This window comes from Quadrisphaera sp. DSM 44207 (genome assembly GCF_900101335.1).
Taxonomy (GTDB): domain Bacteria; phylum Actinomycetota; class Actinomycetes; order Actinomycetales; family Quadrisphaeraceae; genus DSM-44207.
On sequence record NZ_FNKA01000003.1, the window covers coordinates 119,781 to 134,249 of the forward strand.

At 74.8% G+C, this 14,469-nt stretch carries 11 protein-coding genes; 5 read left to right on the plus strand and 6 right to left on the minus strand.

The window, feature by feature from the left end; genetic code table 11:
- Nucleotides 1–93: 93 nt before the first annotated feature.
- Together xylB and xylA are read right to left on the minus strand one after the other, a co-directional pair.
- The gene (gene xylB, locus BLS82_RS10985) at nucleotides 94–1,545 is read right to left on the minus strand and encodes a xylulokinase (RefSeq protein WP_092865661.1); all 1,452 of its coding nucleotides are present in this window, start codon (nucleotides 1,543–1,545) and stop codon (nucleotides 94–96) included.
- A gap of 30 nt (nucleotides 1,546–1,575) precedes the next feature.
- Nucleotides 1,576–2,775, minus strand: a complete 1,200-nt coding sequence (xylA, locus tag BLS82_RS10990) for a xylose isomerase (RefSeq protein ID WP_092865662.1) — start codon at nucleotides 2,773–2,775, stop codon at nucleotides 1,576–1,578.
- A 132-nt stretch (nucleotides 2,776–2,907) separates the two neighbouring features.
- On the opposite strand from xylA, the gene BLS82_RS10995 reads away from it, so the two are divergent.
- Nucleotides 2,908–4,146 (plus strand): ROK family transcriptional regulator, encoded by a 1,239-nt coding sequence (locus tag BLS82_RS10995; RefSeq protein ID WP_218123839.1) that lies wholly within the window; start codon nucleotides 2,908–2,910, stop codon nucleotides 4,144–4,146.
- Here the strand turns inward: BLS82_RS10995 and BLS82_RS11000 are convergent.
- Nucleotides 4,143–5,438, minus strand: a complete 1,296-nt coding sequence (locus tag BLS82_RS11000; protein WP_092865665.1) for an endo-1,4-beta-xylanase — start codon at nucleotides 5,436–5,438, stop codon at nucleotides 4,143–4,145. The two genes, BLS82_RS10995 and BLS82_RS11000, sit on opposite strands and share 4 nt — an antisense overlap.
- Before the next feature lie 79 nt (nucleotides 5,439–5,517).
- Nucleotides 5,518–6,495, minus strand: a complete 978-nt coding sequence (locus BLS82_RS11005) for a LacI family DNA-binding transcriptional regulator (protein ID WP_369811087.1) — start codon at nucleotides 6,493–6,495, stop codon at nucleotides 5,518–5,520.
- A 162-nt stretch (nucleotides 6,496–6,657) separates the two neighbouring features.
- Between BLS82_RS11005 and BLS82_RS11010 the strand changes: the two genes are divergently transcribed.
- From BLS82_RS11010 to BLS82_RS11025, 4 genes are read left to right on the plus strand one after another with little or no spacing between them, the layout of a single operon-like run.
- Nucleotides 6,658–7,944: an ABC transporter substrate-binding protein gene (locus BLS82_RS11010; protein WP_092865671.1), complete on the plus strand. Its 1,287-nt coding sequence runs from the start codon at nucleotides 6,658–6,660 to the stop codon at nucleotides 7,942–7,944.
- Between the two features lie 16 nt (nucleotides 7,945–7,960).
- Nucleotides 7,961–8,995 (plus strand): carbohydrate ABC transporter permease, encoded by a 1,035-nt coding sequence (locus BLS82_RS11015; protein ID WP_092865674.1) that lies wholly within the window; start codon nucleotides 7,961–7,963, stop codon nucleotides 8,993–8,995.
- A complete protein-coding gene (locus BLS82_RS11020; RefSeq protein ID WP_092865677.1) occupies nucleotides 8,992–9,882 on the plus strand; it encodes a carbohydrate ABC transporter permease in 891 nt (296 codons plus the stop codon). Before BLS82_RS11015 ends, BLS82_RS11020 begins: the two co-directional genes overlap by 4 nt.
- Before the next feature lie 53 nt (nucleotides 9,883–9,935).
- Entirely contained in the window at nucleotides 9,936–12,284 is a 2,349-nt protein-coding gene (locus BLS82_RS11025) for a beta-xylosidase/alpha-l-arabinosidase (protein WP_092865679.1), read from the plus strand.
- Between the two features lie 99 nt (nucleotides 12,285–12,383).
- Here BLS82_RS11025 and BLS82_RS11030 read toward each other — a convergent pair whose 3' ends face one another.
- Nucleotides 12,384–13,178: a polysaccharide deacetylase family protein gene (locus BLS82_RS11030; protein WP_092865682.1), complete on the minus strand. Its 795-nt coding sequence runs from the start codon at nucleotides 13,176–13,178 to the stop codon at nucleotides 12,384–12,386.
- 1 nt (nucleotide 13,179) lies between these two features.
- Nucleotides 13,180–14,373, minus strand: coding sequence for an endo-1,4-beta-xylanase (locus tag BLS82_RS11035; protein WP_092865685.1), 1,194 nt, complete (start codon nucleotides 14,371–14,373; stop codon nucleotides 13,180–13,182).
- Nucleotides 14,374–14,469: the final 96 nt, after the last annotated feature.

A 14,469-nucleotide genomic window follows, 5' to 3' on the forward strand; every position in this document is an offset into this window, starting at 1 on the left:
CACGGGCGAGGTGCAGGTCGATGACCGATCGACCTGCACCTCGCCCATGATCACGGCGAAGGGGCGGGTGCGCGGGAGGCGGGCGCGCGGGGGTCAGAGGGCCGGCGTGACCGGGGCCTCGCCGACGCCGTCCGTCAGGTCGCGCACCTGGGCGTAGCGCTCGCGCACCCCGGCGACCGGCGCGGCGTCCAGCTCGCGCGCCGGCGGCTGCGGCCACGCGGGCGGCGCCCCGCCCCCGGCCAGCGCCCACGCCGCCTGGCGGGCCGCGCCGTCCGCGACGTACTCGCCTGGCACCGGGACGACGACGGGGCGGCCGAGGACGCCCGGCGCCAGCTGCTGCACCGCCTCCGAGCGGGCCCCGCCGCCGACGAGCAGCACGCGCTCGACCGCGACGCCCTGGGCGAGCAGCGCGTCGAGGCCGTCGGCGAGCCCGCACAGCAGGCCCTCCACCGCGGCGCGCGCCAGGTGCGCGGGGGTGGCGGTGCGCAGCGTCAGGCCGTGCACGGCCCCGGTGGCCAGCGGCCGGTCGGGGGTGCGCTCGCCCTCGAGGTAGGGCACGAGGACCAGGCCGTCGGCCCCGGACGGCGCCGAGAGCGCCAGGCGCGACAGCTCGGCGTGGTCCACGCCCAGCAGCCGGGCGGTCGCGTCCAGCACCCGGGCGGCGTTGAGGGTGCACACCAGCGGCAGGAAGTGCCCGGTGGCGTCGGCGAAGCCGGCCACGTAGCCGGACGCGTCGGCGGTGGGCGCGGTGGACACCGCCGAGACCACCCCGGACGTGCCGAGGGAGACGACGACGTCCCCGGGGCGGGCGTCCAGGGCCAGGGCCGCGGCGGCGTTGTCCCCGGTGCCCGGGCCGAGGACGGGTGACGCCGAGGACCACGCCCCCGCCGCCTCGCCGACCCGCTCGGACGGCGCGGCCACGCGGGGGGTGCGCGGGCGCCGCCCCCGCGTGCCGAGCTCGAGCAGGTCGTCGCGGTAGGCGCCCGTGGCGGGGGACCAGTACCCGGTGCCGCTGGCGTCGCCGCGGTCGGTGACCAGCGCCTCCAGCCCGAGGCCGCCCGCCAGGCGCCAGGTCAGCCAGTCGTGCGGCAGGCACACCGCGGCGGTGCGGGCGGCGTGCTCCGGCTCGGCGTCGGCGAGCCAGCGCAGCTTGGTGACGGTGAAGGAGGCCACCGGCACCAGGCCCACGGCCTCCGCCCACGCCGTCCGCCCGCGCTCACCGCCGCCGAGGTCGGCGATGAGCTGGCGGGCGGCGTCGGCGGAGCGGGTGTCGTTCCACAGCAGCGCCGGGCGCACGACCTCGCCAGCCTCGTCGAGGCAGACCATGCCGTGCTGCTGGCCCCCGACGGCGACGGCGGCGACGTCGTCCAGGCCGCCCGCGTCCGCCACGGCGACGCGCAGCGCGGCCTCCCACGCCGAGGGGTCGACCTCGGTGCCGTCCGGGTGGGGCGCGCGCCCCTCCCGGACGAGCTCGCCGGACTCCGCGTCGCGGACGACGACCTTGCACGACTGGGTCGAGCTGTCGACCCCCGCCACCAGCGCCATCGGCTCAGGCTGCCAGATCCGGTCGCCGGGTCAGGCGCCGACGCCGAGCAGGTGCTCGAGCGCCAGCTGCGCCAGGGCGACGTGGCCGTAGCCGTAGGAGCCGGCCTTCTCGGCGTCGAAGTCCTCGAAGGCGCTGCGGTCGGCGGCCAGGTCGGCCAGGGTCTCGCCCTCGCCCAGCGTGGGCTGCGCGAGCTCGGTGACCTTCGCCGTGGCCAGCGCCTCCTGCACCCGCGGGTCGGCGCGGAAGGCCGCCGCCCGCTCCTTGAGCGCCAGGTAGGTGCGCATGTTGGCGCGGGCGGACTCCCAGACGCCGTCCACGTCCTCCACGCGCAGCGGCTTGTAGTCGAAGTGGCGCGGGCCGTCGTAGGTCGGGCCGCCGCCGGGGAAGCCGTTCTCCAGCAGGTCGACGGTGGAGAACGCGCTGAGCACGTTCCCGTGCCCGAAGATCAGGTCCTGGTCGAACTTCGGCCCGTTCTGGCCGTTGAGGTCGACGTGGAAGAGCTTCTCCTGGGCCAGCGCCTGCGCGATGCCGTGGGTGAAGTTGAGGTTGGACATCTGCTCGTGCCCGACCTCGGGGTTCACGCCCACCAGGTGCGGGTGCTCGAGGGTGTAGGTGAAGGCGATGGCGTGGCCCACGGTCGGCAGCAGGATGTCGCCGCGGGGCTCGTTCGGCTTCGGCTCGATCGCGATCCGCATGTCGAGGCCCTGCTCGGTGATGTACGTCGTCAGCAGGTCCACGGCCTCGCGGTAGCGCTCCAGCGCGGCGCCCAGGTCCTTGGCGGCGTCGACCTCGGTGCCCTCGCGCCCGCCCCACATCACGAACGTCCGCGCGCCGAGCTCGGCGCCCAGCTGCAGCTGGCGGAAGGCCTTGCGCAGGGCGAACCGGCGCACGCCGCGGTCGTTGGCGGTGAACGCGCCCTCCTTGAACACCGGGTGGGTGAACAGGTTGGTCGTCACCATCGGCACGCTCATGCCGGTCTCGTCGAGGGCGGTGCGCAGGCGGCCCAGGATCCGGTCGCGCTCGGCGGCGTCGGAGAGGCCGACCTCGAAGGGGACGACGTCGTCGTCGTGGAAGGTGATGCCGTACGCGCCCAGCTCGGAGAGGCGGTGGATCGACTCCACCGGGTCGATGGGCGGGCGGGTGGCGGCGCCGAAGGGGTCGGCGGCGGGCCAGCCGACGGTCCACAGGCCGAAGGAGAACTGGTCGTCGCGGGTGGGCTCGAGGGCCATGGGGGCGCTCCTCGTCGTCGAGGTCGGGGTCCGGAGGACGTCGGCGAGGTCGGGGTGCGGAGGGCCGCGTCCGGTCGCCGGTGATTAGGTGCAGTCGTTGAACTTATTCGGGGCCCGTGCCACTGTCAACGGGTGCGACCGGCCCGCCAGAGCGACCTGCGCGCCCGGAACCTCGCCACGGTGCTCGGGTCGGTGGCCGGCTCGGCGGCACCGGTCTCGCGCGCCGCGCTCGCCGCGCGCACCGGCCTGACCCGCGCCACCGTCTCCGCGCTCGTCGAGGTCCTCCTGGACGGCGGCCTGCTCGCGGAGTCCGCGCCGCCGCCCCCCACGGGGGCCGGCCGGCCGGCGGTGGGGCTGCACCTGTCCGGGGAGCGGGTGGCCGCGCTCGGCGTGGAGGTGGGGGTGGACCACCTGGCCGCCTGCGTGCGCGACCTGTCCGGCGCCGTCCGGCTGCGGCGCGTGCAGCCCGCGGAGCACCGGGGGAGCCCGGCCCCGCAGGTCCTGGCGCGCTCGGCCGCCCTGGCCGCCGACCTCGTGGCGGAGGCCGGGCGGGAGGGGCTCGCGGTCGTCGGCGCCACCTGGGCCGTGCCGGGCCTGGTGGAGCGCGGGAGCGGCCGGGTGCTGCTGGCGCCGAACCTCGGGTGGCGCGACGTCGACGCCGTCGCGCTGCTGGGCGCCGCGGCTGACCTGGCCGGGCTGCCCGTGGCGGTGGGGAACGAGGCCGCGCTGGCCGCCGTCGCCGAGCTGGGGCCCCCGGGCATCGGGGCCGCGGACGGCGCGGGTGCGGGCGCGAGCGACTTCGTGCTCGTCACCGGCGAGGTCGGCATCGGCGCGGGCCTCGTCCTCGGCGGGCGCCCGGTCACCGGCGCGCGCGGGTGGAGCGGGGAGCTGGGCCACGTCAGCGTCGTCGCCGACGGCCCGGAGTGCTCGTGCGGCTCGCGCGGCTGCCTGGAGGTCTACGCCGGCCAGGAGGCGCTGCTGCGCGCGGCCGGCCTGCAGGCGCGCGCGGCCACCGCGCTGGGCGGCTCGGGGGCGCTGGCGGCGCTGCTCGCCGCCGCCGAGGCGGGCGACGCCGCGACGCTGGCCGCGCTGGCGCGGGCCGGGCGCGCGCTGGGGCTGGCGACCTCGGCGGCGGTCAACGTCCTCGACGTGGGCGCCGTCGTCCTCGGCGGCATCTACGCCCCCCTGGCGCCGTGGCTGTGCGAGCACGTCGAGCGCGAGCTGGCCCTGCGCGTGCTGCGCGCGCGCCTGGACCCGGTGCGGGTCCTCGTCTCCTCCCGGGGGCCGGACGCCGCGATGCTCGGCGCGGCCGCCGTGGTGCTGCAGCGCGTGCTCGAGCGGCCCGCCGAGCTGCTCGCGCCGGCGTCCTAGCGCCCCAGCGCCACCTCGACCGAGACCTCGCCGGGCTGGGCGAGCGCGAAGGGCGCGCTCGCGCCGCCGGCGGTGACGCGGTAGTCCCCGAGGAAGCCGCGGACCCGCACCCGCCCCTCGGCGTCCGTGCGCAGCGTCGTCGGAGGGAGCCACCACTCGCCCCGGACCAGCCCGCGCAGCGCGTCGTAGGACGGCTTGGGCGTGCCGTCGGCGCGCACGAGGCCGATCGGCGCTCCGAGCCAGGCGCCCTCGTCGGTCAGGCCCCAGTACGTGATCGCCTGCACGGACGGGTGGGAGAGCAGGGTGCGGTAGTGCCGCACCACCTCCTCGGCCTGCCGCTCCTCGCCCTCGGGCGTCGAGGGCCAGGAGGGGATCCGGTAGTCGTTGAGGTCCTCGACCTCCGGCGGCATCAGGTGCCCGGAGACCAGGCTGCTCTCGGTGAAGTGGATGGGCAGGCCGTACCGGGAGAACCGCTCGAGGACCCGCAGCGTCTTCTCCTCGCCCCAGTAGCCCTGGTGCATGTGGCTCTGCAGGCCGAGCGCGTCGACCTGCACGCCCGCCTCGAGCACGCCCTCGATCAAGCACTCGTAGGCGGTGGACGTGTCGAAGTCGTTGAGCAGCAGGGTGGCGCGCGGGTTGGTGGCGCGCGCCTCCTCGAACGCCGTCCGGATGGTGGCGATCCGCCCGCGCTCGCGGCACAGGCGGGTGATGCCGTTGGTGCGCTCCTCGTTGGCGAAGACGGGCATGATGACGACCTCGTTGATGGCGTCCCAGGTGTCGACCACGCCCGCGAAGTCGCCCACCTCGCGCCGGACGCGGGCGCGCACCGCCGCCTCGACCTCGTCCGTGGGCAGCTCGCGCAGCCAGTCCGCGGTCACGGTGTGCCACACGAGCGGGTGGCCCTTGAGCCGCACGCCCCGCTCGGCGAACCACCGCGCGGTGCGCAGCAGGCGCGCGGTGTCCGGCCGGCCGCGCTCCGGCTCGAAGCCGCCCCAGTAGAAGGGCAGCGTCGCGGTGTCGAAGAGGCCGACGTACAGCTCCGCCAGCCGCTGCCCGAGCGAGGGCGGGGCGCCGCCGAACGGGCTGTCGGGGTCGGCCTCGGTCTCGCCGTTCGCGTAGCCGATGAAGTCGAAGCCGATGTTGCCGAACGCGATCGCGTGGCGGGTCTGCTCGACGACGACGTCGGCGTCCGCCAGCACCCGCCCGTCGGGGCCGGTGACGGTGACGGCGGCCTGCGCGGTGCGGTGGCCCAGCTGCGGGTCCGGGGCCGGCGAGCGGTGCTGCGGGGACATGGTCCTCCCTGGTCGTGGGGCGTCAGGACGTCTGGACTGCGGGGCCGACGGGCTGCGCGACGCGGGCCGACGGGCGGTGCTAGGGGGCGCGGGTGGACCCGCGCACGACGAGCTCGGTGGGCAGCCGCACGTGCGTGCCGCCGTCCCCGCGCCCGTCGAGGAGACCGACCAGCAGGCGCACGGCCTCGGCGCCCATCTCCTGCAGGGGCTGGCGCACCGTGGTCAGCGGCGGGGTGGTCAGGGCGGACTCGGGGACGTCGTCGAAGCCGACCACCGACAGGTCCTGCGGCACCGACAGCCCGAGCTCGACGGCGACCTCCATCGTCCCGATCGCGGACAGGTCGTTGGCGGCGAAGATCGCGGTGGGGCGCTCGGGCAGCGTCAGCAGCTCGCGCGCGGGGCCGGCCGCGAGCTCGCGCCGGTACTCCGCGACCCGGACGAGGGCGGGGTCGACCTCGACGCCGGCCGCGCGCAGCGCGGTGCGGTACCCCTCCTCCCGCAGCCGGGCCGACTCCAGGTCCGGGCGCCCGCCCAGGAAGGCGATCCGGCGGTGGCCGAGCCGCAGGAGGTGCTCGGTGGCCCGCAGCGCCCCGGTGAGGTTGTCGGCGTCGACGGTGGGCGTGTCGGCCGGGCCGGCGTGCGGGTCGACGGCGATGACGGGCACGGACCCCCCGGTGGCCACCACGGTCGGCGTGACGAGGATCGCGCCGTCGACCAGGGTGCCGCCCAGGCGGGAGAGGGACCGGCGCTCCCAGCCCGCCTGCCCGGCGCGGCCGCCGCCGGAGTAGGCGAGGAGCTCGTACCCGGTGCCGGCGATGGCGCGCGAGACGCCCTTGAGGATCTCGGTGCTGAACGGCTCGAAGTCCGCGACGAGGATCCCGAGGACGTTGGTGCGGTGGCTGCGCAGGCTGCGCGCGACCAGGCTGGACTCGTAACCGAGCTCCTCGATGACGCGCTGCACGTGCGCGGTCGTGCGAGCGGCCACCCCGTAGCGCCCGTTGACGACCTTCGAGACCGTCGCGACGGAGACGCCGGCCTCGCGCGCGACGTCGGTGATGGTCACGCGCTGGACATCGGGAGGCGTCGTCGCCGGCTCGCGCAGATCGGTCACGGGCCGACCGTATCGCTGCGAAAACGTTATCGACAACGATTGACATCGCGGCGAGCGGGTTGGCATCCTCGCCGCGTTCACCAGTCGACGACGACAAGGACACTGGACATGGCGAGGAATCGAGCCCTCTCCGCCGTCGCGGTCTTCGCGACCGCGTCCGTGCTGGCCGCCTGCGGCGGCGGCTCCGAGAGCGAGTCCGGCGGGGGCAGCGGGACCACCCTGACGTGGTGGCACAACTCCAACAGCGACCCGGGCAAGGGCTACTACGAGCAGGTGGCCGCGGACTTCGAGGCGCAGAACCCGGGCGTGACCGTGGAGATCAGCGCCCTGGCGCACGAGGACATGCTCACCCGCCTCGACGCCGCGTTCCAGACCGGCGACACCCCCGACGTCTTCATGGAGCGCGGCGGCGGCGAGCTCGCCGACCACGTCGAGGCCGGCCTGGTCAAGGACCTCTCCGAGGACGCCGCCGAGACGGTCGAGAAGCTCGGCCCCGTCGTCGAGGGCTGGCAGGTGGAGGGCCAGACCTACGCGCTGCCGTTCTCCGTCGGCGTGGTCGGCTTCTGGTACAACAAGGACCTCTTCGCCCAGGCGGGCATCACCCAGCCGCCCACGACCGTGGACGAGCTCGTCGCCGCGACCGACGCCCTCAAGGCTGCGGGCATCCAGCCGATCTCCGTGGGCGCCGGCGACAAGTGGCCCGCCGCCCACTACTGGTACTACACCGCGCTGCGCGAGTGCGGCCAGGACGTGCTGGAGGAGGTCGAGACCTCCCTGGACTTCTCCGACCCCTGCTTCGTCGAGGCCGGCGAGGAGCTCGAGGCGTTCATCGCCACGGAGCCGTTCAACGAGGGCTTCCTGGCCACCGCGGCCCAGACCGGCCCCACCAGCGCCTCCGGCCTGCTCGCGACCGGGCAGGTCGCCATGGAGCTGGCCGGTCACTGGGAGCCCGGCGTCATGCAGGGCCTGACCGAGGACAACCAGGGCCTGGGCGAGAAGACCGGCTGGTTCCCGTTCCCGGCGATCGAGGGCGGCGCCGGCGACCCGGCCGCCGCGCTCGGCGGCGGCGACGCGTGGGCGTGCTCGGCGGAGGCCCCGCCGGAGTGCGCGGCCTTCGTGGACCACCTCCTCAGCGACGATGTGCAGACCGGGTTCGCCGAGCGGGACATGGGCCTGCCGACGAACCCCGCCGCGACCGGGGCGGTCGCCAACCCGGCGCTCGCGGAGCTGATCTCCTTCCGCGACTCGGCGCCCTACGTGCAGCTGTACTTCGACACCGCGTTCGGCGAGAACGTCGGCGGCGCCATGAACGACGCGATCGCCCTGATGTTCGCCGGCCAGGCGAGCCCGCAGGACGTCGTCGACGCGACCCAGGCCGCGGCCGACAGCGAGTGACGGGGAGGCGAACGACGTGACAGCACGCGCGACGAGCGCGGACGTCGCTGCCACCCTCCGCGATCCCGCGCGTGCCGCCGACCGGGCTCCGGCCCGGTCGGCGGCACGCCCCGCGAGCGGCCCGCAGCGGCGCGCTCCGCTCTCCCCGGCGTGGCGCAAGCGCCTGGAGATCGCCTTCTTCGTGGCACCGGCGCTGGCGCTGCTCGCCGTCTTCGTGGTGGTGCCGGTGCTGCAGGCCGTGCGCTACTCGACGTACTCGTGGAACGGCCTGGGCCCGCTGGACGACTTCGTGGGGCTCGAGAACTACGCCACCGCCCTGCGCGACCAGGTGTTCACCGACGCCGTGGTGCACAACCTGGTCATCATCGTCCTGTCCATCGCCGTCCAGCTGCCGCTGGGCCTGGCCATCGCCCTGCTCCTCAACCGGGAGATCCGGGGCCGCTCGGCGCTGCGCGTCATCATCTTCGTGCCCTACGTCCTGGCCGAGGTCGTGGCCGGCGTGGTGTGGGTGCTGCTGCTGCAGCCGGGCGGCCTGGTCGACGCCGTCGTCGACGGCGTGGGCCTGGGCGGGCTGACGCAGCTGTGGCTGGGCGACCCGGAGATCGCGCTCTACACCGTGATGGTCGTCCTGACCTGGAAGTACCTCGGCCTGGCGGTCCTGCTCTTCCTCGCCGGCCTGCAGGGGGTGCCGGAGGACCTGTACGAGGCCGCGCAGCTCGACGGCGCCAGCTGGTGGCAGGTGCAGCGCCGGGTCACCATCCCGCTGCTCGGGCCGACCATCCGCACCTGGGGCTTCCTGTCCATGATCGGGTCGCTGCAGCTGTTCGACATGGTGTGGATCCTCACCGGCGGCGGCCCGGCGAACTCGACCATGACGATGGCGACCTACCTCATCAACCAGGGCACCGACCGGAGCCTGTACGGCTACGCCTCCGCGGTGGCCGTGGTCCTGTTCGGCATCTCGCTGGTGCTGGCGGTCGTCTACCAGTTCTTCGTCCTCCGCCGTGACAACGAGGACGCCCCTCGACCGCGGAAGGCGGCCGCGCGATGAGCGCCCCCACCACGACGCCGGCGCCGGGCCGGCCCGTGCTCCTGGAGTCCCCGCGCCGCCGGCGCAGGACCTTCGCCGGCGGCGGCCCGGTCGTCTACGCGTGCGCGCTGCTCGTGGTCGTCGCCACGCTGGCGCCGGTGGTCTACGCGTTCCTGGGCGGCTTCCGCTCCAACGCGCAGCTGGCCGCGGAGCCCGTGGGCCTGCCGGACCCGTGGGTCACGTCCAACTACGTCAACGTCGTGACCTCGGCGAGCTTCTGGCGCTACACGCTGAACTCGACGGTGATCGCCCTGCTCACCACGGCGATCACGGCCGTGTTCGGGATCATGGCGGCGTACCCGCTGGCCCGGTACCGGTTCAGGGGCCGCGAGGCGCTCGCGATGGTCTTCACCCTCGGCCTGCTCTTCCCGCTGACCGTGGCGATCATCCCGCTGTTCCTCATGATCCGGGACCTGGACCTGACGAACTCGGTCTGGGGCGTGGCGCTGCCGCAGGCGGCGTTCGCGCTGCCCCTGACCGTCGTCATCCTGCGCCCGTTCCTCATGGCGCTGCCCAAGGAGCTGGAGGAGGCGGCCATGCTCGACGGCACCTCCCGCATCGGCTTCTTCTGGCGGATCCTGCTGCCGCTGTCGGGCCCCGGCCTCGTCACGGTCGGCGTGCTGGCCTTCGTGGCCTCGTGGAACTCCTACCTGCTGCCGCTGCTCATCCTCGCCGACCCCGCGTCGCAGACGCTGCCGCTGGGCGTGGCGAGCTTCTCAAGCCAGTACGCCCAGGACACGGCCGGCGTGCTGGCCTTCACCTCGCTGGCGATGATCCCGGCCCTGGTCTTCTTCCTCGCCATGGAGAAGCGGATCGTCAACGGCCTGCAGGGCGCCGTCAAGGGCTGAGCCCCGCGCTCCCGCGGCCGCCGGTCGCGGGAGACCACCTCCGGAAGGACCCCATGAGCACCGACCTGTCCCCGTCCACCGGCCTGCGCCGCCCCGAGGGCGCCACGGCACGGGTGGAGGAGCTGCTGGCGTCGATGACGCTGGAGGAGAAGCTGGCCCAGCTGGTCGGGCTGTGGGAGGGCCGCGGCGGCGACGGCGAGGGCGGTGACGTCGCGCCGATGCAGGACGCGATGCAGTCCGAGGACGCCGAGTTCGAGGCGTTCGCCGCACGGGGGCTCGGCCAGCTGACCCGGCCCTTCGGCACCGCCCCGGTCGACCCGGTCGAGGGCGCGCGCCGGCTGGCGGCCAAGCAGCGGTGGCTGACGCAGAACACGCGCCTCGGCGTCCCCGCGCTCGTGCACGAGGAGTGCCTGACCGGGCTGGCCGCGTGGCGGGCGACCACGTTCCCCGCGCCGCTGACCTGGGGCGCGAGCTTCCACCCCGAGCTGGTGGAGCGCGTGGGCGCCGCCATCGGCGCCTCGATGGCCTCCCTGGGCGTCCACCAGGGCCTCGCTCCCGTGCTGGACGTCGTCCGCGACGCCCGCTGGGGCCGGGTGGAGGAGTGCATCTCCGAGGACCCGTACGTCGTCGGCACCGTGGCCACCGCCTACGTGCGCGGCGTGCAGTCCACCGGGGTGGTGGCCACGCTCAAGCACTTCGTCGGGTACTCGAACTCCCGCGCGGGCCGCAACCTCGCTCCCGTGCACGCCGGCCCCCGCGAGGTGGCCGACGTGCTGATGCTCCCGTTCGAGATGGCCGTGCTCGACGGCGGCGTGGACTCGGTGATGAACTCCTACGCCGAGGTCGACGGCCTGCCCGTCGCCGCCGACGCCTCGCTGCTCACGGGCGTCCTGCGCGAGCGCTGGGGCTTCACGGGCACCGTCGTCGCGGACTACTTCTCCGTCGCGTTCTTGCAGACCCTGCACGGGGTGGCCGCCGACCTCGGGGACGCCGCGTCGCAGGCGATCAGCGCCGGCATCGACGTCGAGCTGCCCACCGGCACGGCGTACCTGGAGCCCCTGGCCGAGCAGGTGCGCTCCGGGCAGCTGCCCGAGGAGGTCGTGGACCGGGCGCTGCGCCGGGTGCTGGAGCAGAAGGCCCGCCTCGGGCTGCTGGACGCCGCCTTCGACCCCGACGCCGTGGGGCCGATCGACCTCGACCCGCCGGAGCACCGGGAGCTGGCCCGCGTCCTCGCCGAGGAGGGCGTGGTGCTGCTGAGCAACGACGCCACCCTGCCGCTCGGCACCGGGGCGCAGGGGCCGACCGGACGGGTCGCTGTCGTCGGGCCGAACGCCGACGACAGCTCCGCCCTGTTCGGGTGCTACAGCTTCGCCAACCACGTGCTCGCGCAGCACCCGGGCGTGGAGCTGGGCCTGCGGGCCCCCACCGTCCTGGAGGCGCTGCGGGCCGAGCTGCCGTCCGCGCAGGTGGAGCACGTGCGCGGCTGCGACGTGGACACCGACGACACCAGCGGCCTCGAGGCCGCCGTGGCGGCCGCCCGCGGGGCCGACCTGTGCGTCGCGGTGGTCGGCGACCGGGCCGGCCTGTTCGGCCGCGGCACCTCCGGCGAGGGCTGCGACGCCGACGACCTGGACCTGCCCGGCGTGCAGCGCCAGCTGGTGGAGGCCCTGCTGGAGACCGGCACCCCCGTGGTGCTGGTGCTGCTCACCGGGCGCCCCTACGCCGTGGACTGGGCGCTGGCGCGCTGCGCCGCGGTCGTGCAGGCGTTCTTCCCCGGCCAGGAGGGCGCCGGGGCGATCGCGGGGGTGCTCTCCGGGCGGGTCAACCCCTCCGGCCGGCTGCCGGTCAGCCTGCCCCGCTCCGTGGGAGCCCAGCCGTACAGCTACCTGCACCCTCGGCTCGGCGGGGCCAGCTCGGTGAGCAACCTCGACACCGCGCCGGTGCTCCCGTTCGGGCACGGGCTGTCCTACACGACCTTCGAGCACACCGACCTGCGCGTCGCGGACGCCGAGGTGCCCACCGACGGGTCGATCCGGGTCTCGGTGCGGGTGGCGAACACCGGCGAGCGCGCCGGGGCGGACGTCGTCCAGCTGTACGCCACCGACCCCGTGGCGTCGGTCACCCGCCCCGTGGTGCAGCTGCTCGGCTACGCGCGCGTGCCCCTGGAGGCGGGGCAGAGCGCGCAGGTCGCCTTCGACGTGCCGACGACGCGGCTGGCGTTCTCCGACCGCCGCACGGTGCGCGTGGTCGAGCCCGGGACGATCGAGCTGGCGATCGGCACGTCCTGCCAGGACCCCGTGCTCGAGGCCGGCGTCGAGCTCGTCGGCCCCGTGCACGAGGTCACGACGGCGGACCGCCGCCTCGTCGACGTCACCGTGCTGCCCGACGCCCCGCAGCGGTGACCGCCGCTGCGCCCCGGTGCTGACGCCTCGCGCGGCAGCGCGCACGAGAGGGGCCCGACGCCGAGCGCGTCGGGCCCCTCTCGTGCTGCGGGCTGCGGGTCAGCCGCGGCGCGCGGGCTTGGTGAAGCGCCAGCCCTCGGCCTTCAGCTCCGGGACGACGCGGGCGACGGCCTCGACCGTGCCGGCGCGGAAGGACTGCGGCTGACCCGCCTCGTCGTAGACGACGGGACCGTCGTGCAGCAGGACGACGCCGCCGGGGTTGGCCCGGATCCGCTCCTCCAGGCGCTGGGCGAGCACGTCGGCGTCCTGGGTCTCCCAGTCCTCGATGGTGACCGCCCAGCCCAGGGGCTGCATGCCCAGGTCGGCGGCGACCTGCGGGCTGTGCTCGCCCCAGGCGCCGTAGGGGGCGCGGAAGTACGGGATCCGCGCACCGGGCACGACCTCGCGGATCAGGGCGCTGGTCGCCTCGAGGTCCGCGCGCACCTCCTCCTCCGTGAAGGCCTGGTCCGGCGTCCACCCGGCGAGATTGTCGTGGTGCATGGTGTGGTTGCACAGGGTGTGGCCCGCCGCGGCGATCTGCCGGACGACGTCGGGGTGGCGCTCGACGTACTCGCCCCAGAGGCAGAACACCGCCTTGACCCGGTTCTCCCGCAGCACCTGCAGCAGGCGCGGGGTGTCGACGGGGTTCGGGCCGTCGTCGAAGGTCAGGGCGGCGACGTTCCCCTGGTGCTCGGCGGTGGTGACGATCTCGGCGGTCGCCTTCCCGCCCTGGCCCGGACCGGCGCCGGAACCGGCGCCGGCGGCCTGGGCGGGAGCGGTCGCGCCGAGCACGGCCGCGCCGAAGAGGAGGGGCGCCGCCAGGCGGCGCAGCGCGCGGGTGCGGCGGGTCGCCACGTCAGCCCTCCTCGCCGCTCGCCTGCGCGAGCGTCTCGTGCAGCGCGTAGTAGGCGGGCTTGCGCTCGTAGTCCTCGAACATCACGGTCGCCGCCCCCTGACCGGGCGAGAAGCTCGGGACCCACGAGTACTTGTCGGTGAAGCCCCAGATGGTGAACGAGTTGCAGTCCTCGACCGAGAGGCAGGCCTCGAGGACGCCCTGGTAGGTGTCCGCCTGCTCGGCCAGCTGCTCCGCCGTGGGCACGCCGCTCTCGGGGAGGGTGAACCGGACGTCCAGCTCGGTGACCGCGGTCTCCAGACCCAGGTCGTCGAAGCGCTGCATGTTCGCCTCGAGCGACGCCGGGAACGGGTACTGCAGGTCCAGGTGGGCCTGGAAGGCGAAGCCGTGCAGCGGCACGCCCTCGGCGAGCAGCTCCTTCGCGAGCTCGTAGTACGCGGTGCTCTTGGTGTTCACGTCCTCGACGGCGTAGTCGTTGAGGAAGAGCTTCGCCTCGGGGTCGGCCTCGTGGGCCCAGCGGAAGGCCTTGCCGATGATCTCCGGGCCCAGCCGCTCGATGAAGATGTTGGACGCCGCGAGCTCGGGGTCGTCCCGCAGCCGCACGCCGCCCGCGTCCCACGTGTCGGCGAAGATCTCGTTGGCGACGTCCCACTGCTGGATGCGGCCCTTGTAGCGCCCGACCACCGTCTGGATGTGGTCCTTGAGGATGGCCTCGAGCTCGGCGTCGGTGTGGTCGCCCTCGGTCACCCACGCCGGCAGCTGGCTGTGCCACAGCAGGGTGTGCCCCCGCACGACCTGGCCGTTCGCCTGCGCGTTGGCCACGATGGCGTCGGCAGCGGCGAAGTCGTAGACGCCCTCCTCGGGGTGGATGAAGTCCCACTTCATCTGGTTCTCCGGGGAGACCGAGTTGAACTCCGCGTTGAGGATCTTGCGGTACTGCTTGTCGTAGGTGAACGGGTCGGGGTAGCCCGCGGTCAGGTGGTGGCCGCCGCCGGCCGCCGCCGTGCCGATGACGAGGTCGTCCGGGGCGACCGTGCGCAGGCCGTTCTTCTTCGCCTGGCCGTAGGAGGCGTCCTCCTGCGCCTTCGCGGGCGGCGCCGCCGTCGCGGGCGCCGCCGCCGTGGCGAGCAGCAGGGGCAGCAGACCCGCCGCCACCGCGCTCCGCGCGACCTTCGAGTGGGACCTGGATGAGCGCATCTCTCGCCTTTCGTCGGCTCCGTCGCCGTTTCCGGTAGTTTCCGGAACAGGTGACGAAGAGGTTACGAAGCGTGCCCGGAGAGCGTCAAGGGGTCC

Excerpts from the sequence above, each read along its gene's own strand:
- BLS82_RS11020 (WP_092865677.1), top strand. The coding sequence starts at position 8,992 with ATGAGCGCCCCCACCACGACGCCGGCGCCGGGCCGGCCCGTGCTCCTG.
- BLS82_RS11025 (WP_092865679.1), top strand. The coding sequence starts at position 9,936 with ATGAGCACCGACCTGTCCCCGTCCACCGGCCTGCGCCGCCCCGAGGGC.
- BLS82_RS11035 (WP_092865685.1), bottom strand. The coding sequence starts at position 14,373 with ATGCGCTCATCCAGGTCCCACTCGAAGGTCGCGCGGAGCGCGGTGGCG.
- BLS82_RS11000 (WP_092865665.1), bottom strand. The coding sequence starts at position 5,438 with ATGTCCCCGCAGCACCGCTCGCCGGCCCCGGACCCGCAGCTGGGCCAC.
- BLS82_RS11010 (WP_092865671.1), top strand. The coding sequence starts at position 6,658 with ATGGCGAGGAATCGAGCCCTCTCCGCCGTCGCGGTCTTCGCGACCGCG.
- xylB (WP_092865661.1), bottom strand. The coding sequence starts at position 1,545 with ATGGCGCTGGTGGCGGGGGTCGACAGCTCGACCCAGTCGTGCAAGGTC.
- xylA (WP_092865662.1), bottom strand. The coding sequence starts at position 2,775 with ATGGCCCTCGAGCCCACCCGCGACGACCAGTTCTCCTTCGGCCTGTGG.